The sequence below is a fragment of the Allobosea sp. LjRoot90 genome, assembly GCF_964254315.1.
Classification (GTDB): domain Bacteria; phylum Pseudomonadota; class Alphaproteobacteria; order Rhizobiales; family Beijerinckiaceae; genus Allobosea.
On the sequence record NZ_CAXUTF020000001.1, the window covers coordinates 272667 to 291974 of the forward strand.

The 19308-nt window shown below is 63.5% G+C and carries 18 protein-coding genes and 1 pseudogene; 5 read left to right on the forward strand and 14 right to left on the reverse strand.

Going from position 1 to position 19308, the window contains the following annotated elements; translation table 11 throughout:
- Window positions 1–37: 37 nt before the first annotated feature.
- Together ACSQ3M_RS01280 and ACSQ3M_RS01285 are read left to right on the forward strand one after the other, a co-directional pair.
- The gene (locus ACSQ3M_RS01280) at window positions 38–1546 is read left to right on the forward strand and encodes an FAD-binding oxidoreductase (RefSeq protein WP_436148278.1); all 1509 of its coding nucleotides are present in this window, start codon (window positions 38–40) and stop codon (window positions 1544–1546) included.
- Between the two features lie 30 nt (window positions 1547–1576).
- Entirely contained in the window at window positions 1577–2755 is a 1179-nt protein-coding gene (locus tag ACSQ3M_RS01285) for an ABC transporter substrate-binding protein (protein WP_436148279.1), read from the forward strand.
- A gap of 687 nt (window positions 2756–3442) precedes the next feature.
- Here the strand turns inward: ACSQ3M_RS01285 and ACSQ3M_RS01290 are convergent.
- From ACSQ3M_RS01290 to ACSQ3M_RS01355, 14 genes and pseudogenes are all read right to left on the reverse strand, one after another.
- A complete protein-coding gene (locus tag ACSQ3M_RS01290; protein WP_436148280.1) occupies window positions 3443–4987 on the reverse strand; it encodes a carboxylesterase/lipase family protein in 1545 nt (514 codons plus the stop codon).
- 480 nt (window positions 4988–5467) lie between these two features.
- Entirely contained in the window at window positions 5468–6235 is a 768-nt protein-coding gene (locus ACSQ3M_RS01295; protein WP_436148281.1) for an aldolase/citrate lyase family protein, read from the reverse strand.
- Window positions 6236–6245: 10 nt separating this feature from the next.
- Window positions 6246–7028, reverse strand: coding sequence for a 2-oxo-hept-4-ene-1,7-dioate hydratase (gene hpaH / locus ACSQ3M_RS01300; protein WP_436148282.1), 783 nt, complete (start codon window positions 7026–7028; stop codon window positions 6246–6248).
- Between the two features lie 71 nt (window positions 7029–7099).
- Entirely contained in the window at window positions 7100–7486 is a 387-nt protein-coding gene (locus tag ACSQ3M_RS01305; RefSeq protein WP_436148283.1) for a RidA family protein, read from the reverse strand.
- Window positions 7487–7531: 45 nt separating this feature from the next.
- The gene (locus tag ACSQ3M_RS01310) at window positions 7532–8542 is read right to left on the reverse strand and encodes an AraC family transcriptional regulator (RefSeq protein WP_436148284.1); all 1011 of its coding nucleotides are present in this window, start codon (window positions 8540–8542) and stop codon (window positions 7532–7534) included.
- Between the two features lie 5 nt (window positions 8543–8547).
- Window positions 8548–9114 carry a 3-hydroxyanthranilate 3,4-dioxygenase gene (nbaC, locus tag ACSQ3M_RS01315; RefSeq protein WP_436148285.1) on the reverse strand — a complete coding sequence of 189 codons (567 nt, stop codon included), beginning with the start codon at window positions 9112–9114 and terminating at the stop codon, window positions 8548–8550.
- A 36-nt stretch (window positions 9115–9150) separates the two neighbouring features.
- Window positions 9151–9684: a flavin reductase gene (locus ACSQ3M_RS01320; RefSeq protein WP_436148286.1), complete on the reverse strand. Its 534-nt coding sequence runs from the start codon at window positions 9682–9684 to the stop codon at window positions 9151–9153.
- 4 nt (window positions 9685–9688) lie between these two features.
- Entirely contained in the window at window positions 9689–11254 is a 1566-nt protein-coding gene (locus ACSQ3M_RS01325) for a 4-hydroxyphenylacetate 3-hydroxylase N-terminal domain-containing protein (RefSeq protein WP_436148287.1), read from the reverse strand.
- Between the two features lie 147 nt (window positions 11255–11401).
- Complete coding sequence (locus tag ACSQ3M_RS01330; RefSeq protein WP_436148288.1) at window positions 11402–12115, reverse strand: ABC transporter ATP-binding protein; 714 nt, start codon at window positions 12113–12115, stop codon at window positions 11402–11404.
- Entirely contained in the window at window positions 12096–12860 is a 765-nt protein-coding gene (locus tag ACSQ3M_RS01335) for an ABC transporter ATP-binding protein (protein ID WP_436148289.1), read from the reverse strand. The genes ACSQ3M_RS01330 and ACSQ3M_RS01335 overlap by 20 nt, the downstream gene beginning before the upstream one ends.
- Window positions 12857–13855: a branched-chain amino acid ABC transporter permease gene (locus tag ACSQ3M_RS01340; RefSeq protein ID WP_436148290.1), complete on the reverse strand. Its 999-nt coding sequence runs from the start codon at window positions 13853–13855 to the stop codon at window positions 12857–12859. The genes ACSQ3M_RS01335 and ACSQ3M_RS01340 overlap by 4 nt, the downstream gene beginning before the upstream one ends.
- Window positions 13856–14719 (reverse strand): branched-chain amino acid ABC transporter permease, encoded by an 864-nt coding sequence (locus ACSQ3M_RS01345; protein WP_436148291.1) that lies wholly within the window; start codon window positions 14717–14719, stop codon window positions 13856–13858.
- A 74-nt stretch (window positions 14720–14793) separates the two neighbouring features.
- Window positions 14794–15939: an ABC transporter substrate-binding protein gene (locus ACSQ3M_RS01350; RefSeq protein ID WP_436148292.1), complete on the reverse strand. Its 1146-nt coding sequence runs from the start codon at window positions 15937–15939 to the stop codon at window positions 14794–14796.
- A 779-nt stretch (window positions 15940–16718) separates the two neighbouring features.
- A pseudogene (locus ACSQ3M_RS01355) lies at window positions 16719–17063 on the reverse strand (LysR family transcriptional regulator); the annotation flags it as partial.
- 138 nt (window positions 17064–17201) lie between these two features.
- On the opposite strand from ACSQ3M_RS01355, the gene ACSQ3M_RS01360 reads away from it, so the two are divergent.
- The 3 genes from ACSQ3M_RS01360 to ACSQ3M_RS01370 all read left to right on the forward strand — a co-directional run bounded on the left by ACSQ3M_RS01360 (window position 17202) and on the right by ACSQ3M_RS01370 (window position 19281).
- Window positions 17202–17852 carry a hydrolase gene (locus ACSQ3M_RS01360; RefSeq protein WP_436149270.1) on the forward strand — a complete coding sequence of 217 codons (651 nt, stop codon included), beginning with the start codon at window positions 17202–17204 and terminating at the stop codon, window positions 17850–17852.
- Window positions 17853–18136: 284 nt separating this feature from the next.
- Entirely contained in the window at window positions 18137–18412 is a 276-nt protein-coding gene (locus ACSQ3M_RS01365; protein ID WP_436148293.1) for a MoaF-related domain-containing protein, read from the forward strand.
- Window positions 18412–19281, forward strand: a complete 870-nt coding sequence (locus ACSQ3M_RS01370) for an SDR family NAD(P)-dependent oxidoreductase (protein ID WP_436148294.1) — start codon at window positions 18412–18414, stop codon at window positions 19279–19281. The genes ACSQ3M_RS01365 and ACSQ3M_RS01370 overlap by 1 nt, the downstream gene beginning before the upstream one ends.
- The last annotated feature ends 27 nt before the right edge of the window (window positions 19282–19308 follow it).

Here is a 19308-nt window from a genome sequence, read left to right on the forward strand (position 1 = left end):
CGGCAAAGACCCAGGACAACAGAGGGGAGACGCCGGCATGGCGGAAGCATTCTTCAACGAGGTCGCGGCGGCGATCGGCGCCGAGTGGATCAACCGCAGCGACGAGACGCTGCGCCGCTATGGCGAGAACACCATGCCGGGCGGCGACCGGCGCCCGCTCGGCGTGGTCTATCCCGGCAGCACGGCCGAGGTGCAGGCGATCGTGAAGGCGGCGAACCGCCATGGCGTCGCGCTCTATCCGGTCAGCACCGGCAATAATATCGGCCTCGGCAGCCGCTCGGCGGTGCATGCCGGTCAGGTCGTGCTCGATCTCGGCCGCAGGATGAATCGCATTCTCGAGATCGACGATACGCTGGCCTTCGCCGTGGTCGAGCCCGGCGTCAGCTACCAGGCGATGCATGACGAGCTGGTCCGGCGCGGCGACAAGTTCATGGTCGACGTCACCTCTGGCCCGCCGCAGGGCGGCATGCTCGGCAATGCGCTCGACAAGGGCGCCGGCTACGGCCCGTATTTCGACCATTTCGGCTTTTCCTGCGGCATGGAGGTCGTGCTCGGCAATGGCGAGGTGCTACGCACCGGCGACGGCGCGCTCGCGGGCTCCGAGCTGCCGAACTGGCATGTCAGCAAGTACAGCTTCGGCCCGATCCTCGACGGGCTGTTCGCCCAGTCGAATTTCGGCATCGTCACGCGCATGGGCATCTGGCTGCTGCCGCGCCCGCCGGCGGTCCGCAGCTTCCATTTCACCTATCCTGACGATGACGATCTCGCCGAGATCGTCGACATCTGCCGGGCGCTCAAGCTCTCCAACTTCGTGCCGACGCTGCTGCGCGTCGCCAACGATATCTACCTCTGCGGCTCCGAGCATCCGAGCCCGGAGTACAGCCCCGGCAATCGCGCGCCGATCTCCGACGCCGGCCGCCGGGCGTTACGCGAGAAGGACAAGCTCGGCGCGTGGACAGTGTCCGGCGCCTTCTACGGCCCGAGCATGGCGGCGCTCGAGCCGCAGATCGAGCGCGTGCGCGCCGCCTTCGGCAAGTCCGGCAAGGCGACATACATCCCGCATGAGGAGGCGCTCGGTTTCCACGCGCTGCAGGTCGCGATCAACGCCTGCTCGGGCGTTCCCGGCGTCGGCGAGCTCGGCCTGCTGAAATGGCGCCCCGGAGGCGGCAATCTCTGGTTCCTGCCGGGCACGCCGATGGTCGGCAGCATCGCCAATGAGTGCCAGCGCATGGCCCGGCGCATCTATGCCGAGCACGGCATGGACTACATGATCATGAATGTCTGCAGCGCCCGCTTCGCGCGCGGGCTGCACGTCATCACCTTCGACCGCGAGAACCCCGACGAGAACGCCCGCGCCAACGCCTGCTACGAGGCGCTCGCCCGGGCCTATGCCGAGCGCGGCATCTTCGTCGGCCGTGCGCCGCTCGACTACCACGCGCTCCATATGGGCCAGGCCATGCCGGCTTTCCGCGACAGCTGCACGGCGATCAAGGCCGCGCTCGATCCGGCGGGCGTGATCGCGCCCGGGCGCTACGGCATCGGCTGAGAGCGATCCGATCAGGAAGGAACCAACGACATGTCCAACATACTCAGGACCGCCGCGAGCGCGCTGGCGCTGCTATCGGCCCTTTCAACAACGGCGTCGGCCGATCCGGCCAAATCTATCAAGATCGGCCTGGTCACCACCCTGACCGGGCCGCCGGCGGTGCTCGGCCAGCACACCCGCGACGGCTTTCAGCTCGCGATCAAGCAGCTCGGCGGCAAGATCGCCGGCATCCCGGCCGAAGTGCTCGTCGTCGACGACGAGTTGAAGCCCGAGGTCGGCATCCAGCGCGTGCAGCAGCTGATCGAGCGCGACAAGGTCGACGCCATCATCGGCATCGTCTTCTCCAACATCCTGATGGCGACGGCCCGGCGCATGGTCGACGGCCAGACCGTCTTCATCGGCACCAATGCCGGCCCATCCCCGCTCGCCGGCGCAAGATGCAGCCCCTATCTGTTCTCTGCCGCCTATCAGAACGATCAGAACGCCGAGGCGATGGGGCGCCACGCCACGCAGAAGGGCTATCGCAAGATCGTGATCGTCGCGCCCAATTACCAGGCCGGCAAGGACGTCGTCGCCGGCTTCAAGCGAGAATACAAGGGCGAGGTAGTCGACGAGATCTTCGTGCCGCTGACGCAGCCGGACTTCTCCAGCGATCTCGCCAAGATCGTGGCCGCGAAGGCCGACGCCGCTTTTGTCTTCATGCCCGGCGGCCTTGGCGTGACCTTCGTCAAGCAATGGCGACAGGCGGGCATCACGCTGCCGATGCTGACGGCCCACACCATCGACGAGACCAACCTGCCGGCGCTTCAGGATGCGGCGGTGGGCACGTCGGGCGTCACCAACTGGTCGCCCGCGCTGGACGTGCCGGCAAGCCGCAGCTTCGTCGAGGCCTTCAAGGCGGAGTACAAATACACGCCCGCCAACTATGCCGCGCACGCCTATGACGCGGCGACATGGTTGAACGCCGCGGTGACGGCTCTGAAGGGCGAGATCGCGGACCGGACGAAGCTGATCGACGCGCTGCGCAAGGCGAAGTTTGAATCCGTGCGCGGGCGCTTCGAGATCGGGACGAACCAGTTCCCCATCCAGGACTATTATCTCGTCTCGGTGAAGAAGCGCGAGGATGGCAGCTTCGCCACCGAGATCGAGAGCAAGATCGTCGAGGGGCTGCCCGATGCCTACGGCAAGGAGTGCAAGATGCCGTTCTGATCGGACGGGACGGCAGCGCCGGAGGCGGGGATAGGGTTATCGGACGTGGCAGCTTGCAGGTTGATCGCGTCAAGCTGTTGCCTCCGAGTTTTGGAGGCATCTCCTTCGGCGATCTTCGCTTCTTGGAGCCATCGCATTTCGGCTTCTAGCGCGACCTGTGCCGCCAAGCTGACTGTTTCAACTCATGCCAAGCGACATACAGTGTCGATCCAAATGGCCTTTCCCATGACCGTCATCGACGTCCGGTTCCGGGCAATCACTCACCGTCTGCTATTGGCGCACAGCAGCGCCAACGAGCGTGCGCCCGGTCGATCTACCGCTTCACACCCTACCCCGGATTCCGCAGATAGCTGCGGATCGCGTCGGGCATGACGTAGTCGATCTCGCGGCGGACGCCCCAGAACTCCGAGCGCGGCCTGTCCTACGAAGGCCTTGGGCGCCTTGGCCTCGCGCAGCATGCGACGCATCTTGGCGGCGATGTCGCCCTGCGGCGTCGTCTTCGTCATCAAGCATGACAAATCTCGTCGCCGAACACGCAAGAGCCGCCGGCTGGGGAGCGCGGCGGCCTGGCGTTCAGTCACAATTCGTGAGAGTTCCCGATGTCTAACGGATCAGCGTCATTGGCTCGACGGCGTTGTCAGACACATCCGTCTTGCGGCGAGGGTCAGCCGTCGGCGCAAGGGCGCCTCAGATCTTCCAAGCCGCGGTGCGCCCGGGCTGGACCGCGTCGGCAAGCTGGTAGCCGCTCTCGCGGCCGAGGATGTTGACGCCTTTGCCGTCCGGCGAGACCGGACGCCACGCTCCCGAGATATCGGATGAGGGCACGCCGGTGTGAGCGAAGCGGGCCCAGCTTGTCAGCATCAGCTCGGACAGCCTGGCCTCGACCGGGCCGGCTCCCACCTTGGCGCTGAAGAATGGATGGCTGTAGGTGCCGAAGACGAATGGGATCTCGGCCGTGTGAGGTACGCCGCGTGCGGGCGGCGCGAGGGGATGATCGAACTCGAAGAGATAGGCGGCGTGCCCGGCCTGGGCATGGCGCCTGGCGGCCTCGAGCGCGCGCAGGCGGAAGACGATGTCGCCATAGGCGGCCATCCAGAGGCTTTTCGGAGCATCGCCCTCGGCCGCCGTCGCGGTGGAACGATAAGCCTCGACGATCTCTGCCACCGGCAGATGCGCGGCCTCGGGGCGATAGATCGCGACGAGGTCACGGATCATCGCCTGCAAGTCGGCCTCCGTCTGCGGCGACTTCGGTCCGCCCACAGCCTTGCCGTCGGGATTGACCAGGTCGTACCAGAACACGCCTTCATCGCGCGTGGTGCCGATCAGCGCGGGGACGGCCGGCAATTCCCCGTCACGTGGCCAGGCCGTCAGCACCTTGCCATCGAGCACAGGCAGGATCGGCGGGCGTCCGAGCGAGCGCACCATGGCGGGGTCGCGCCCCAGCTGAAGCTCGGCGTCGTGAAGCTGCTGGGCGGGAAGCTCACGCAGGCCGGCGATGCTGGTGCCGAGCCGCTTCGCCAGCGCCTCCGCATAAGCGGCGGCGGTGTCGAGTTCAGGAAAGCCCGGGGCGCCGTGCAGGGACCCGCTCTGAAGGATGACCTTGTCGAACAGCCCGGCATTGGCTGGGTTCTGCGCGATCGTCGCGACGCTCTGCCCGCCGGCCGACTGGCCGAAGATCGTCACCCGCGCCGGATCCCCGCCGAACGCGGCGATGTTGTCCTTCACCCAGCGCAGCGCTGCGATCTGGTCCTGATGCCCCCAATTCGCGAGGGTGCCCGACCTCTCGTCCTTGAGCTCGGGGTGCGCCAGCCAGCCCAGGGCGCCCAGCCGGTAATTCACCGTCACCACGACGACGTCGCCGCGCACGGCCAGCGCTGCGCCGTTCGTTCCGGCGACGAGGCCGTGGCCGGTGCGCCAGGCGCCGCCATGAAACCAGACCATCACCGGCCGCTTGCCCTGAGCAGAGGGCGTCCAGACGTTGAGGAAAAGGCAGTCTTCCGATTGCGGCTCGGCGCCGTCATAGAGCCAGGCGGCCGCGCCCGCCAAGGTCTGGATCGAGGCCGCGCCCGGCTTGCTGGCATCGCGTATGCCGACCCAGGCCGCGGCCGGCTGCGGCGCGCGATAGCGTAGCGGCCCGACGGGGGCGGCAGCATAGGGGATGCCGAAGAAGGCAGCGGCACCGCCTTGCGCGAAGCCCTGCAGTTTGCCGCCCGCAGTCTCGACCACTGGCATGGTCTGCCCCAATGCCGCACATGCAAGCGTGCTCGACAGGCCTACGAGAACAGTCCTTCGATCGGTCAGAAACATTGCCAGATCCCCTGAGCTTCTTAGTTTGTGGCTATGGAGGATAACGGGGTCAGGAAGCCCGCCTAGTTCACGCTGTAGCTGATACCCCGGAAACGATAGCCATTTTGTCAAACGGCGCTCAACGTGGCTCCCCACCGGCATCCAAACAAGCGCACGCCGAAACACTGTCAGGCAGTCGCTCAGGATCGGTGTGTCGGTATCGTTTCGGTCATATCACTGGCGATGATCAGGGCAGGTTCGCAGAGATAACACCCGAGGACCAAGGCTTTTTGCCCGGTCTCCGCACGCGGCCCGATCAGGCCTTCGCTGACGGGCGAGTCTGGATCTTCAATCCCGACTGGGCCCAACCAGGGCCGAGCTCCAATTAGCGACAGCGCCTAACCATTCAAACAATCCGAGTCTGCTCTATACCGGCTTGAAGTCTCTTCCCAAGGCTTCGGCGGACCGCACCAGCAGTGCCGCGTCGACGCCGACGGCAGTAAATGTGGCGCCGAGTTCCATGCACCGCCGCGCGAAGTCCTTGTCCGGCGTTAGGATCCCCGCAGGTTTGCCAAGTCCAACAAGACGACGGATCGCGTCTTCGACTGCCATGCGCACGGTTTCATGTCCTGGCTCGCCCATGTGGCCAAGGCTGGCGGCGAGGTCGGCCGGCCCGATGAAGACACCGTCGATGCCCGGCGTGAGGGCGATCGCTTCGAGATTGTCGAGCGCCTCGCGCGTCTCGACCTGGACCAGAAGGCAAAGCTCCTCGGCTGCCCGCCTGCCATAGTCGGCGACGCGGCCGAACCGGGTCGCCCGCGTGACGCCAGAAACGCCCCTGATCCCATCTGGCGGATACTGCATAGCTGCCACCGCCGCGGCCGCTTCGGCTTGATTCTGGATATAGGGGATGAGCAGTGTCTGCGCGCCGATATCCAAGAAGCGCTTGATCAGTACGGCGTCGTTGCAGGCAGGACGAACGACGGCCGATACTGGATAAGCGGCTGCGGCCTGCAACTGAGCAAGCACCGTCAGAGGATCCCCAGGCGAGTGCTCGGTATCGAAGAGCAGCCAGTCGAAACCCGCTCCGGCCAGTGCTTCGGCGACATAGCCGCCGGGCAGGCTGCACCAGAGACCGACCTGCTGGCGGCCCTGCGCGATGGCGCGCTTGAAGACGTTGACGGGAAGTTCCATGTGCAGTTCCTCAGACGAACGAGACGCCGATCGCGCCGAGTGGCCCGTAGTCAGCATGGATCACGTCTCCGGCCGCGACATCGACCGGCCGTGTGAACGAGCCTGCGAGGACAATCTGACCTTTCTCGAGCTTCGCCCCGACCGACGCGAGCTTGTTGACCAGCCAAGCGATGCCGGCTGCAGGGTGACCCATAATCGCGGCCGAAACTCCGGATTCCTCGATGATGCCATTTCTGGCCAGCGTCGCCCCCACCCATCGCACGTCGAGATCGAAGGGGCGGATCATCCGACCGCCGACGATGACGCCGCCCGAAGCCGCATTGTCGGCGATCGTATCGGTAATGGCGCGTGGAACCTCGGTCCGGTAATCGATGATCTCGAGCGCGGGCACGACGTATTCGGTGGCGCGCATCACATCGTAGATCTGGGTTCCCGGCCCCTCCAGATCCGCCCCCATGACGAAGGCGAGCTCGACTTCCAGGCGCGGCTTCAGGAAGTTCGCAGCCGGAATCTGCGCGCCGTCGCGATACATCATCGAATCCAGCAGATGACCGTAATCCGGCTCGGTGATCTTCGAAGCCATCTGCATCGCCCGTGAGGTCAGCCCGATCTTGTGGCCGATCTGCCTGGCGCCTTTGGCGATATGCATCTCGGCCCAGAGCCGCTGGATGGCATAGGCATCCTGCAACTCGATGGCCGGGAAGCTCTTGCTGAGCTGCGGGATGACCTTCTTGTCCTGTTCGGCCCGGTAGAGGTCGGCAGCGCCCTGGCGGCGTTCTTCGTCTGTCAGCATGGGTTGGCCTCTGTGTTGGGCATAGATTAGGGCAGCTGCAGGCGGTGGAGGCTGAAGCAGCGAGGAGTGGATCAGGCTTCCGCGACGCAATCGATTTCGAGCAGGAAATCCTTGCGCGGCAACCGCGCTTCAACAGTCGTGCGAGCCGGCCAGCCGGACTGGTCGGAGCCGAAGAACTCCTTGTAGATCCCGTTCATCTCATCGAAATCGGCACGTCGGTCGAGATAGACGTTGACCTTGGCGATCTTGTCGACCGAACTGCCGGCATATTCGAGCGTTGCCTTGATATGCTGCAGTGCGAACCGCATCTGCTGGGCAAAATCGCCCTGGGGGATTTTGACGTTCTCGTCATAGCCGGGGAAACCGGAGACGAAGATCAGATTGCCGACCTTGACCGCGTTGGAGTGCGGTGACTTGGACCGCGGCAGGTCGGGATTGTTGATGATGGTGCGAGCCATTTTGGTTTCCTGTCGCTGGGATGAGGGAGCCGTTCGACGCCGACATCAGGTTGCCGAGCCGGGCTCCAGTTCGATGAAGCGCTGCCGAAAGGTTTCCGGCGTCACGCCGCGGTGATGCTTGAAGAAGCGGACGAAATGCGACGGGTGGGAGTAGCCCAGACCGTAAGCGATCTCCTTGATCGAGCGCTTCGTGTAGAGCAGAAGCCTCGTCGCCTGTCCGAGCAGCGCGGTCTGAACGATGTCCTTGGCCGAGCGGCCAAGCGCGCGCTTGCAGGCGGCATTGAGCGCATAGGTCGTCGTCGACAGCCGAGCAGCGAACGACTCCACCGTGTGAAGCGTATCGGGCGGCCTGCCGGACCTTCCCGTGAGTTCAAATTCGGTTTCCAGACATTCCCGGAAGCGATTGAAGAGATCGGCGGTGCCGGCGGTGGAACGGACCGCGTGATGGTCGATCGGTGCTGCCGACGCGACCATTCCATTGAGTTCGAGGAGAAACGCGCCGAAGAGATGGCGAACTGTCTCGCGGCTGCGCCCGTAGTCGGCCGTGAACGTTTCGCCGATCAGGGAGATCAGCGTGCGGAGGCGTTCGGCAGTCGCATCGTCCCGCAACTTGATCAAGCGCAGCGCGGACAGTCGCGCCAATGCCGATTTGACCGGGCCGTTGTCCAGAGACAGGCCAGCCACGAAATCCGACGACACACTGATCACATAACCCACGCTGCCCGGTTCGTAGGTGAACTGATGAACGACATTGGCCGGAGTGAAAACGCAGCAGGGCTCGGCTTCGGTCGCCACGTATCCGTCATGCTCGAAAGAACAGCGACCGGCGAACGTGATCGAGAGCTGATGAAAATCCGGATGCCGGTGCAGGCCGATCCGCCAGTTATTGGGGATATTGCGGACGGCGAAAGGCTCGATGTGAAAAAATCCGAAACTTTCGGCCGTCCAGTTCTCCCCGTAGAGGTAGTAGGCCGGGACATTGAGCGCACGCCGAGCCGCGCCGGACGCAGCCGGAACAGTCTTCGAACCCGAGCATTTCGGCGTGTCATCGGCCATGATCGTCAGGACTTCTCCGCCACAACGATCCCCGCAGGCAGATCCTCTCCGACACGCCACACGGTCGGGATGGTTCGGCCGGGATCCTGGACCCAGGCTTTCCAGGCCGCTTGAACCTTGGTGAGATCTGTTTCGATGTTGGTGATCAGAAATTCGCCCCTGAATTCGAGGTTTCCAGCCTCGTTATACCACTCGAGCGCATCGACCTCTCCAGGCTGGCGATAGCGCTCGATCACAAGGCCGATGCACCCCTCGGGGCGCTGCGGGGAATGCCTGACATGGGACGGCAACAGATACATCTCGCCCTCCCGCACCACGACCTCGGAGCGCTTGCGCGTGACCGGGTCGATCAGTTTCAGCGTCACGTCGCCACGCAGCTGGATGAAGAGTTCCTCGCCGGGATCGTCATGATAGTCCGGGCGGTAGTTCGGCCCGCCGACCATCATGACGAGCAGATTTTGCCAACGCTTCTTCCAGAATTGAAGATTGCCGATCGGCGGCTTCAGATTGTGACCGTTCTCCTTGATCCACTCGTCGAGATTGATCGGCAGGTCGTCTGCATCGTTCGACACGATATTCTCCTCGCTTATCCGTTGAGGCTGCCGGCCTTAGCCTCCGGCCGCGCCGGCCGTCGAAAGGGGCAGCCCGATCCCGATCGGCCCGAGGCCGTGATAGCCGCGATTGAAGTACATCAGGGGCACCTGCTCAGGCCTGGCTTCCGCCGAATAGACGCGCGCGAACATGATGTTGTGCGTGCCGAACTCCTTGATCTCGGCGATACTGCAATCGAGCGTTGCAACGGCATTGTCGAAGACAGGCGCGCCGGTCTTCCGCGTCGACCAGCTCACCCTTCTGAAACGCGCCTCCATATCGTCGCCGGCCTGACCTGCGAAGGAGGCGGAGAGTTCGCCCTGATCGGCGTTCAGAAGATTCACGCACAGCACCAGATTGGTCTTGAAGGCCTGATTGGTGCGGCTGTCTTTGTGAACGCAGACGAGCACGGTCGCCGGCTCATCCGTGACCGAGCAAACGGCGGTACAGGTGAACCCGCACCGTCCGCCCGGCCCGTCCGTCGTGATGACGGATACCGCCGCGCCAAAGCGGGACATGGCGGTGCGAAAGGTATTGCGATCGACGTGCATAACGTCAGCCGTTCAGCCTGCCGAGAATGCTGACGTCTTCATTGCTGTGGTAGCCCGGAGCGACCCAGCCGTTCTCGTCGTAGTCGTTCATGCAGGCGGTCGCCAACGCCTCCATTTCGGCGAGTGCGCCGGAGCCTCGCGCCTGCATCAGGGCCTGCATGCGGATCGCTTCGTGATTGCCGGCATAATTGCGCTCGTAGAGTTCGTGGCGTGAGCCGAACTCGGAGCCGACCGCATCCCAGAGTGCCTTCATGATTTTGATCCGCTCCTTGTAGTCGATGCCGTTGGAGCCGCGCGAATAGCGGGCCAGATAGGCATCGACTTCGGGGTTCTTGAAGTCGCGCGGGCTCGACGGCAGGTAGATCAGACCCGACGCAACGATCTGCTGGATGATCGAGCGGATCGCCGGATAGGCTTCGGTCGCAAAGATGCGATAGGCCGAGCCCGCCTTGACGTTAGGCAGGTAGGCGTCGCCATGCCACTTGTCCGGCGCCGCCGACATCGCGTCAGTGAGCGACCAGAACAGATTGCGCCAGCCAATGATTTCGCCGAGTTGGACCTGGACGCCCCGGAACTCGTCGGTGCCGCACGCGCGCAAGGCTTTCTGCAGCAGCCCGATGATGAAGTCGAGTTTCACCGACAAGCGCGTGCAGCTCTGGAAGGTGAAGCCGTTCAGGAAGCCCGATTGCGGATAGAATTTCCTGAGCATGTTGATGTCACGGTGAACGAACACGTTCTCCCAGGGAATGAACGCGTTGTCGAAGATGAAAATCGCGTCGTTCTCGTCGAAACGGCTGGTCAGCGGATAGTCGAAGGGCGAGCCCGTCGCCGCTGCGGCCAATTCATAAGAGGGCCGGCAGATCAGCTTGATGCCGGGCGTGTCCATCCGAGCCATGAACATTACCGCGAGGCTGTCGTCGGTGATTTCGGCCGCCATGTTCTGGCCGAGGAAATTATACTGCGTCAGCGCGGAGGAGGTGGCGACCACCTTGGCGCCGGACACGTACATGCCGGCATCGGTCTCCTTCTCGATGCGGACATAAACGTCCTTCACGTCGTCGGCCGCCTTGTTGCGGTCGATCGGCGGATTGACCAGCGTGTGGTTGATGAACGGAACGGCTTCCTGAGCGCGCGCATACCAGCCACGGGCGTTATCGGCGAATTTTCCGTAGAAATCGGCATTCGCGCCCAATGTGTTGGTGAAGCTCGCCTTGTAATCGGGGCTGCGGCCCATCCAGCCATAGGTCTGCCGGGACCAGGCTGCGATCGCATCGCGCTGCGCGATCAGATCCTCGCTCGAACGGGCGTAGCGGAAGAAGCGATGCGTGTATCCGCCGGAGCCGGTGTCGGTTTGCGTGGTGAGCACAGGCTTCGTCTTCGGGTCGTGCAGCGCATCATAGAGCTTCGCGATCGAGACGGCCGAATTGCGGAATGCAGGGTGCTTTGTGACATCCTTGACGCGCTCGCCATAGATGTAGATTTCACGGCCGTCGCGCAGCGATTCCAGATATTCGGCGCCCGTGAACGGCCGCTTCTTGTCGGCACGGATGTCTTCTGGATTGTCGGCCATGCGTTTCTCTCCCAAACGTCTGCAGCATGGTGAAGCCGCTGCCCATTCGTCCGATCATCTCGAATGTTCGCCATGTCCGCGACCGGTTCGGATGGCCAATCCTTGAGATGCGATAGCCATGAGTTGAAATGTCGGAGCCCTGCGGCCTCAGTGCCCTCCGACGCCGAGGAATTGTTCGATGACGCCGGGCTCCGCGCCGAGATCGGCCCGCGTACCGGTCCAGGCGATCTGGCCACGCTCCATGATCAGCACATGCGTCGCGAACTCGAGGGCGCTCTGAATTCGCTGCTCGACCAGCAGGATCGTCATCTCGCCGCTCGCGGCGAGCGTCGACAAACCGGACATCAATTCCTCACAGATGACGGGTGCTAGCCCCTCGAGAGGTTCGTCGAGCAGCAGGACGGTGGGGCGGCCGAGGATCGTCCGGGCTGTCGACAGCATCTGCTGCTCTCCGCCGGAAAGCTGATTGCCGAAGTTCCGCCGCCGCTCCTTCAGGCGCGGAAACATCGCGTATGCCTCCTCGATTGCCGGACGAGCCCGGTCCTTCAGGCCGACGAAGAGATTCTCCTCGACCGTCAGCGAAGGGAAGACGCAGCGCGCTTGCGGTACGTAGCCCAGGCCGGCACGGGCGCGGCGATACGGCTCCATGCGAGCCAGATCGAGATCACCGATGCGAATGGCCCCCGCGAGCAACCTGGTGTGCCCGGCCAGCGTCGCCAGCAGGGTCGTCTTGCCGACGCCGTTGCGGCCGAGGATGGCCAATCGCGCTCCGGCAGGCACGGTGAAGGTTACGCCTTCGAGAACCCGCGTCGGGCCGTAGCCCGCGGCGACGCCCTCGACGTCAAGCAGCGCTGCGGTCATCGGCGTAACTTCCCAGATAGGCTTCGCGCACACGCTGATTTCCCGTCACCTCCAACGGGGAACCGTCAAAGATGACGGCGCCTGCGGCCAGAACCACCACGCGGGTCGCGAAGCGGAAGACGAGATCCATGTCGTGGTCGATCATCAGAATGGCGAGTTCCGGCGACAGAGAGCTGAGCGCCGCGTCGATGCGTGGCGTGTCGCTTTGCGGAACTCCGGCCGCCGGTTCGTCGAGCAGAAGGACTTTCGGCTTCAACGCCAGTGCCAAGGCGATTTCGAGCAGACGCTGCAGCCCATAGGCGATCTCGGCTATCTTACGATCGGCGACCGCTTCCAACGCAAGCAGGCCAAGCAGTTCGTCGATTTCGGCCGTGACCTGCGAATTGGCCCGATAATCGCCGAACATCCGTCCCGCGATCCCCCGGCGTTGCATAACGGCAAGTCCAAGATGCTCGCGCGGCGTCATGCTGGGGAACAGCCGCGTTACCTGGAACGAGCGCGAGAGCCCCAGTCGAACCCGTCTGGTCGGTTCGAATGCGGTGGCATCGACACCCCCGAGCAGCACACTGCCGCCATCCGGGCGAAGATGTCCGGTGACGAGATTGACGAAGGTGGTCTTGCCCGCGCCGTTGGGTCCGATCAGCGCAACGCGTTCACCGGCGGCGATGGTGATCGACACATCCTGGGTGACGGCCAGGCCACCGAAGCTCTTCCGTAGCTTCTCGACATGCAGCAGCGCGGTCATTGGCCACCTGTCCTGAACCGGGCGACGAGTGCGGCTGCCCCGCCATAGAGCCCCTTCGGCGCGAACAGGACGACCACGACCAGCAACGCGCCTACGATGGTCAGCCAGTGGAACGGATTTGCCGCGGAGACGAGGTCCTCGAAGAGCACGAAGCTGACCGCGCCGAGGAGCGCGCCGTACAATGTGCCGGTACCCCCGACGACCAGCATCACGAGAGACTGCGCCGAAAGCTGGAAGCTCAGGCTGTCGAGGCCGACGACCTGCGTCGAGATGGCCGTGAGTGCACCGCCGACGCCGGCCACGGCGCCGGAGATCACATAGGCTTTGAGAAGCGTACTGCGGACGGAGGCCCCCATCGCCCGCACGCGGACAGGGTCTTCCTTGGCGCCGCGGCACAACATTCCGAAGGGCGAGCGTGTCAATATCCGCAGAAGCAGGAAAATGACAGCGAGCAAAGCCACGGCCAGGCCATAGGCGGTGCGCCCCCAGAGATCGAATGCGAACAGCCCGAAGATCGGCGACGGCTCGATTCCGGCCAGACCATCGCTGCCGCCCGTATAGGTGGAAGCTTTGTTGGCGATCTGCTGAAGCATTTGCGCGATCGCGATTGACAGCACGAGCTGCGTCAATCCATGGCCGCGCAGGATGATCGCGCCCGATAGCGCCGCCATGACGGCGCCGCCGATCGCGCCGAGGCCGATCATCAACAGCGGATCGTGAATGCCCCAGCGAACCGCGGCGATGCCGGCCAGATAGGCGCCGGCGCCGAAGAGGGCGGACTGGCCCAGGGTCGCGACACCGCAATAGCCGGTGATCAGGTCGAGCGACAACACCAGCAGTGCAATTCCGATGATGCGCGTGAGCAACGAGAGGTTGTTCGGAAAGAGAAGGTAGCCGACAGCCGCGAGAGCCAGGATGAGGCCGATCCCGGCGAAATCCCGCAAGAGCCAGTTTTTTCGTGCTGCGGCCGCTGCCCCGATAGAGATATCCGACATTTATTCAGCCCTGCCGAATAGACCGTTCGGGTACAGCGAAACGACGACGACGACGGCGAGATAGGAGAAGAACTCGCCATATTCCGGCACGAGGAAACGCCCGGTGGTGTCGATCGCCCCGAGGAGCAGACAGGCGAGCAAGGCGCCCTGGATCGAGCCGGCGCCGCCGATCGACACCACGACCAGGAACGTCACCATGTAGCGGAGCGCGTAATAGGGCTCGATCGGCAGCATTTGTGCTCCGACGATGCCGCCAAGGGCTGCCAGCCCGACCGCGACGGCGAAGCTTGCGGCATATACCAGCTTCGCATTCACGCCGAGCGATCCCGCCATGGCGGAGTTATCGACCGTCGCCCGGATCCGAATGCCGAAAGCGGTCCTCTCGATCAGGTACCACAGCGCGATCGCCACGCCGCCGCCGACCGCGATGGCGAAGAGCTTATGGGCCGCGATCGAACGGAAGCCCAGATCGACCGGACCGCGCAGGAATTCGGGCAGCGGGATGACCTTCAGCGTCGGACCCAGAAGGTAGTTGGCAATGCCGATGATGCAAAAGGTGATGCCGATCGTCATCAGCACCTGCGTGAGTTCAGGTGCGCCGTAAATGCGCCTGTAGAGGAGGCGCTCGATCGGAATGGCTGCGATGACCGTGATGCCGACCGCAATCAGGATGGCGCTCGCATAGCCGAAGCCCAGCTCTTGCGTGGCATGGGATGCGATATAGCCGCCGACCATCGCGAAGGCGCCATGCGCCAGATTGACGACCCGCATCAATCCCATGGTGATCGACAGGCCGATCGAGATGACAAACAGCACCATGCCATAGGCAAGCGCATCGATTGCGACACTGAAGTAGGTCTGCACCGCTCCACTCTCCGCCTTTCCCCGCGCTGGCCGGACAGCCCGGCTCGAGCGCGTCCTGGTGATCTAGGCGGCGATCACTTGGCGGCGGCCAGGCCGGGGTCGCCCTGCTTCTCGAAGGTCGCGATCTCCTTGTTGATGTAGCGTCCGTCCGGCGTCTTGCTGACTTCGCGCAGATAGATGTTCTGCGTGATGTGCCGCGTTGCAGGATCGATCGAAACCGGGCCGCGCGGGCTTTGCCAGCTCATGCCCTTGATCGCTTCGACGGCCTTTGCCGCATCCTGCTTGCCGCCGGTGGCTTCGATCATCTTGTAGATGACGTGCATACCATCGAAGGCGCCGACCGCCGGAAACGACAACTCCTGGGCATTGCCGATGGCCTTGCTCGCCGCTTCGACGAACACCCTGTTCTCGGGCGAGTCATGCGACACCGAGTAGTGGAACGTCGTCTGAATGCCGAGCGCGGCATCACCCAGCGCGGGCAAATCCGATTCCTGGGTCAAATCGCCCGGCGAAAGGAACCGGATGCCGGCCTTGGCAAGATCATTCTCGTTATAGGCTTTGACGAAGCCGAGAGTCGTCGGCCCGGACGGAAGAAAGGCGAAGATGGCGTCGGCGCCCGTGCCGCGGACCCGCTGCATGATCGGGCTGTAGTCCGTAGTCGAGAGCGGCATGCGGATCGAATCGATCACCTGTCCCCCGAGCCCTGTGAAAGCCGTCTTGAAAGCGGTTTCGGCATCGACGCCAGGACCGTAATCGCTGACGATCGTCACGACTTTGCCGATACCCTTGTCCCTGGCGACCTTCGCCATGGGCGTCGAGGTCTGCCACATGGTGAAGGAGGTCCGCACCACGAGCGGGCTTCGGGTTACGATCATCGAGGTGCCGGCATTCATGACGAGCATGGGGACGTTGGCCTGCTCGAGGATCGGCACGACCGCCAGCGCATCAGGCGTGAAATAGAAGCCCGCGAGATACTGGACGCCTTCCTTGACCACGAGTTCCTGGGCACGGGCCTTGGCCTGCGCCGGATCGGCCTGCGGCAGATCGCGATAGATAATCTCGATCTCTTCGGCGCCGACCTTGCTGCCGTTCAACGCCATGTAGGCATCGATGCCGGCTTTGAAATTCTTGCCTTGGCTGGCGAACGGCCCGGAGAATGGCCCGATGACACCGATCTTGACTTTGGCCTCGACGGAACTCGCCAAGGCAAGGAAAGCCATGGCAACAACAGATGATCGCCGGATCATTCGAAATCCCCCGTGTTAGCCATCTTGCGAAAGCTGCTTAGTTTGTGGCTATGGAGGATAACGGGGTCAGGAAGTCCGCCTAGATCGCGCTGTAGCTGATACCCGGGAAACGATAGCCATTTTCTGGGACCGGCGTTGATGGCAGGCCGCAAATGCCCGCTGTCTGCAGGTTCGACGGATGTATTCCGCCGGACTCGCCTTCCGTCGGAGATGATGCCGCCTGACGCCGAATGGCTGTCGTTTGCGTCCCGCGGGACGCCTCATATTGCTCGCGTTCGCGCTCGTGTACTCACGCGCCCGATCTCGATCACGCACTGAGCGCCAATGGGGCTGGCAGCAGTAACCCTGTAATCGGCCAAGGCGGCCATCTGAGCGAGTTCACACCAGCGAGGCGGGGCAGGGGGCTTCTTTGCCCGCAGCATGGCCCCGCAAGCTGCTGAGATGCATTTTGGCGTTCTACCACCCGTCGGACAGGGGGCGGACAGGTCGGAGAAAATTCGCAGGCCCCTCTTTTCAGAGGGAATTTTGGTCGAGGCGTGATCCATCGTGATCCAGAATGCCCGTGGGGTATCGAGCGGGATCTTTGTGGATTAAGCTTGTCAAAGCTATAAGCTACTGAAAATGCTGAATAAAAAGCATAGAGAAGCGCCGTGGGTGCCGTTGATTGGGATGTTTCGAATGCCCCATCGTGATCATCACGCATGATCACCCGCATGTTCGGTGAGTCGCCTTGACGCACTGCAATTCCGGATTCGCTGCGCCAACTCCGCGATGACAGACCCGAAGTGGGTTGGTCCAAACGTTAGGGGAGCCGCGATCCTGAAGCCCCCTCGTGGCGAGCCGCCAGGGAGGATCGTTTCACGCGCAATGTCGATTTCGCCGCAAACCTTTGCAGCATGATCCCGGAAGGTTATCCCGGCTTCCGTTAGCGCTACGCCCCGTGTCGTGCGCGCAAGTAGCTAGATAGCCAGATCTGCCTCGAGCCGCGCCAGCCTCCGGCTGACGATCGACTTCGACACCCCCAATCGCAGCGCCGCGGCAGTTACACTGCCTGCATCCGCGACCTCCACGAACGTACGCAGTTCTTCAATATCCACGCCGTGTTCCCAGATGCGCAACACAGCATAGCATGATGTGGAGCTACCGCGTCGGAAAAGGCGATGGCACGCCATCCGAGGGTGATGCTCAGTCCTGGTGTCTCCCGTAAACCGATTACGGCAGCAAAGGAAACCAACATGACCTTTCGCAACGGCCTCGACTCGCTTCTTCGCCCCGAAGACTCGGTGCTCGTGCTCATCGATCACCAGCCTTACCAGCTAGCGAACCTGAACAGTCACGATCCCCAGGCGGTCGTAAACAATACGACCGCTCTCGCCAAGACCGCCAAGGTCTTCGGCGTTCCGACGATCCTGACGAGCGTCATAGCGGGCCGCGGCGGCCTGATCTTCAAGCACGTCACCGATGTCTTCCCCGGCCAGGAGGTGATCGACCGTACGTTCATCAACACGTGGGAGGACAAGGCGGTCGTCGATGCCGTGAAGGCGACCGGTCGCAAGCAGCTGATCATCGCCGGGCTCTGGACGGAGATCTGCGTCGCCATGCCGGCGATCCAGGCAGCGGGGGAGGGCTGGGACGTGACGGTGATCACCGACGCATCGGGGGGCACCTCGGTCGAGGCGCACGCGGTCGCGATCCAGCGCATGATCGCGGCCGGCATCAACATGATGACGTGGCTGGCGCTGGCCGCGGAATGGCAGCGCGACTGGGCGCGCGTCGACACGGCCGGCCCGCTGACGCAGGTCATGATCGACCATGTCGGCGGCAGCGGCGTCGCCTTCATGTGGGAACAGCAGCTCCTGAATACGCCGGTCCCGGCGGCGGGCTGAGAAGGCCCGATGGCGGAGCCGGCGGGATGCGTGGCCCCAGGCCTTGTTCCTCGTCGGCCCTGCCATCCCCGCAGTCCCGACGGTGGAGTGATACCGGCTCAATCCTCAGGCTTCAGGTGCTCCCAACCAGATGCGTTTCAATCGGGAGGCCGGATCGATGCGCACCATGCGGGTCGCGGACGTGATGGCGACCTGCCGCTTTCACGATGGGACTTCACTCCTCCTGCTCCGGTTCCTTTGTCGAACCTGACGATGCTGCAACGGCGCAATCAAGGAGAATGACAATGTCGATCGCCGGCTTTCCGGTCGGACAGGAGATGAATGTCGCCTATCCCGACTTCAAAATCAGCCTCAAGCTTCACTCACTCACGCAGATGTCGTTGGACATTGCCGAGGGGCCATTCGCGCACAAGGAAACCGTCTCCATCGACGTACAGCGGCTCGGCAACGGCATCTTCCCGCTGAACTCGGCAGAGGAGAGCGGTGCCACGGACGCGAATGTGCAGGATTTTGATCGTGAGGTGGTGCACCTCATCACACTTTGCGCTGAAGGTCGGTGATGTCACGGCCCTCTGCCAAACGGGTTCGATCCGTCGTGATCGCGGGCGCTGGTGCCGGGCTGGGGCGGGAAGTCGCGCTCAAGTTCGCCGGCGAAGGAAGCGTGGTCTTCGGTACCGCAGAGTCGGCGGCCCAGGTTCATGACCTGAAAGTGGCATCAGGCGGGCGAGTCAGCCTTGCAGCCTGCGATATCACCAACATGCAGGGGTTGAAGGCCTGGGCTGAGGGTGTCTCGGAGGCGCTCGACGGCGCAGGGCTCGACGTCCTTATGAACCTTCAGGAATCCCTCCAGGCTGGTCCCCTTGAGGCTATGCCTCTTGACGCCATCAGGCGAGAGCTCGAGCTGAATGTGGTCGGCGCGGTCGCTCTGATCAACGCATTTCTTCCGTCGCTGCGCGTAGCGCGCGGCAGGATTATCCAGGTCAGTTCCTGGATTGCCCGTCTGGCTGTTCCGTTCGGGGGCCTCTCCGCGGCCTCGACGGCGGCGCTCGAAGCGCTGTCCGCGGCATATCGGGCGGAGGTGCAGCCTTCAGGTGTGGACGTGGTGATGGTGACGACAGACCTCATCGTGCCTCTAGGCGATACGGACCGACCCACAAGGTCGGCGCGCCCGATTTCCGATCTGACGCCCGCGCAGCGCGACTTCTATGGGAAACGCCTGGCCACGGCGTCGACCCGGCTGGAGCAGCTTGCGATCGGCGGCAGCCATGTCGCCGAGGTTGCGGCGCGGGTGGTGCAGATCGCGCAGGCGTCTGCGACGGCCGGTCATGTGCCTGTCGGCGACCGCGCGATCGAAATCGCAGCGGCGGCGCGATCGAAGAACGATGCCGAGCTCGACGCTTTCCGCCTCAGCTTGGTCGGCTTGGGTTAGCCGGCATCACGAAGCAACAGGAGACGA

What these genes read in the sequence shown, in the direction of transcription:
- ACSQ3M_RS01280 (WP_436148278.1), top strand. Translation starts at nt 38, where the DNA reads ATGGCGGAAGCATTCTTCAACGAGGTCGCGGCGGCGATCGGCGCCGAG.
- ACSQ3M_RS01285 (WP_436148279.1), top strand. Translation starts at nt 1,577, where the DNA reads ATGTCCAACATACTCAGGACCGCCGCGAGCGCGCTGGCGCTGCTATCG.
- ACSQ3M_RS01290 (WP_436148280.1), bottom strand. Translation starts at nt 4,987, where the DNA reads ATGCCAGTGGTCGAGACTGCGGGCGGCAAACTGCAGGGCTTCGCGCAA.
- ACSQ3M_RS01295 (WP_436148281.1), bottom strand. Translation starts at nt 6,235, where the DNA reads ATGGAACTTCCCGTCAACGTCTTCAAGCGCGCCATCGCGCAGGGCCGC.
- hpaH (WP_436148282.1), bottom strand. Translation starts at nt 7,028, where the DNA reads ATGCTGACAGACGAAGAACGCCGCCAGGGCGCTGCCGACCTCTACCGG.
- ACSQ3M_RS01305 (WP_436148283.1), bottom strand. Translation starts at nt 7,486, where the DNA reads ATGGCTCGCACCATCATCAACAATCCCGACCTGCCGCGGTCCAAGTCA.
- ACSQ3M_RS01310 (WP_436148284.1), bottom strand. Translation starts at nt 8,542, where the DNA reads ATGGCCGATGACACGCCGAAATGCTCGGGTTCGAAGACTGTTCCGGCT.
- ACSQ3M_RS01320 (WP_436148286.1), bottom strand. Translation starts at nt 9,684, where the DNA reads ATGCACGTCGATCGCAATACCTTTCGCACCGCCATGTCCCGCTTTGGC.
- ACSQ3M_RS01325 (WP_436148287.1), bottom strand. Translation starts at nt 11,254, where the DNA reads ATGGCCGACAATCCAGAAGACATCCGTGCCGACAAGAAGCGGCCGTTC.
- ACSQ3M_RS01330 (WP_436148288.1), bottom strand. Translation starts at nt 12,115, where the DNA reads ATGACCGCAGCGCTGCTTGACGTCGAGGGCGTCGCCGCGGGCTACGGC.
- ACSQ3M_RS01335 (WP_436148289.1), bottom strand. Translation starts at nt 12,860, where the DNA reads ATGACCGCGCTGCTGCATGTCGAGAAGCTACGGAAGAGCTTCGGTGGC.
- ACSQ3M_RS01340 (WP_436148290.1), bottom strand. Translation starts at nt 13,855, where the DNA reads ATGTCGGATATCTCTATCGGGGCAGCGGCCGCAGCACGAAAAAACTGG.
- ACSQ3M_RS01350 (WP_436148292.1), bottom strand. Translation starts at nt 15,939, where the DNA reads ATGGCTTTCCTTGCCTTGGCGAGTTCCGTCGAGGCCAAAGTCAAGATC.
- ACSQ3M_RS01360 (WP_436149270.1), top strand. Translation starts at nt 17,202, where the DNA reads ATGACCTTTCGCAACGGCCTCGACTCGCTTCTTCGCCCCGAAGACTCG.
- ACSQ3M_RS01365 (WP_436148293.1), top strand. Translation starts at nt 18,137, where the DNA reads ATGTCGATCGCCGGCTTTCCGGTCGGACAGGAGATGAATGTCGCCTAT.
- ACSQ3M_RS01370 (WP_436148294.1), top strand. Translation starts at nt 18,412, where the DNA reads ATGTCACGGCCCTCTGCCAAACGGGTTCGATCCGTCGTGATCGCGGGC.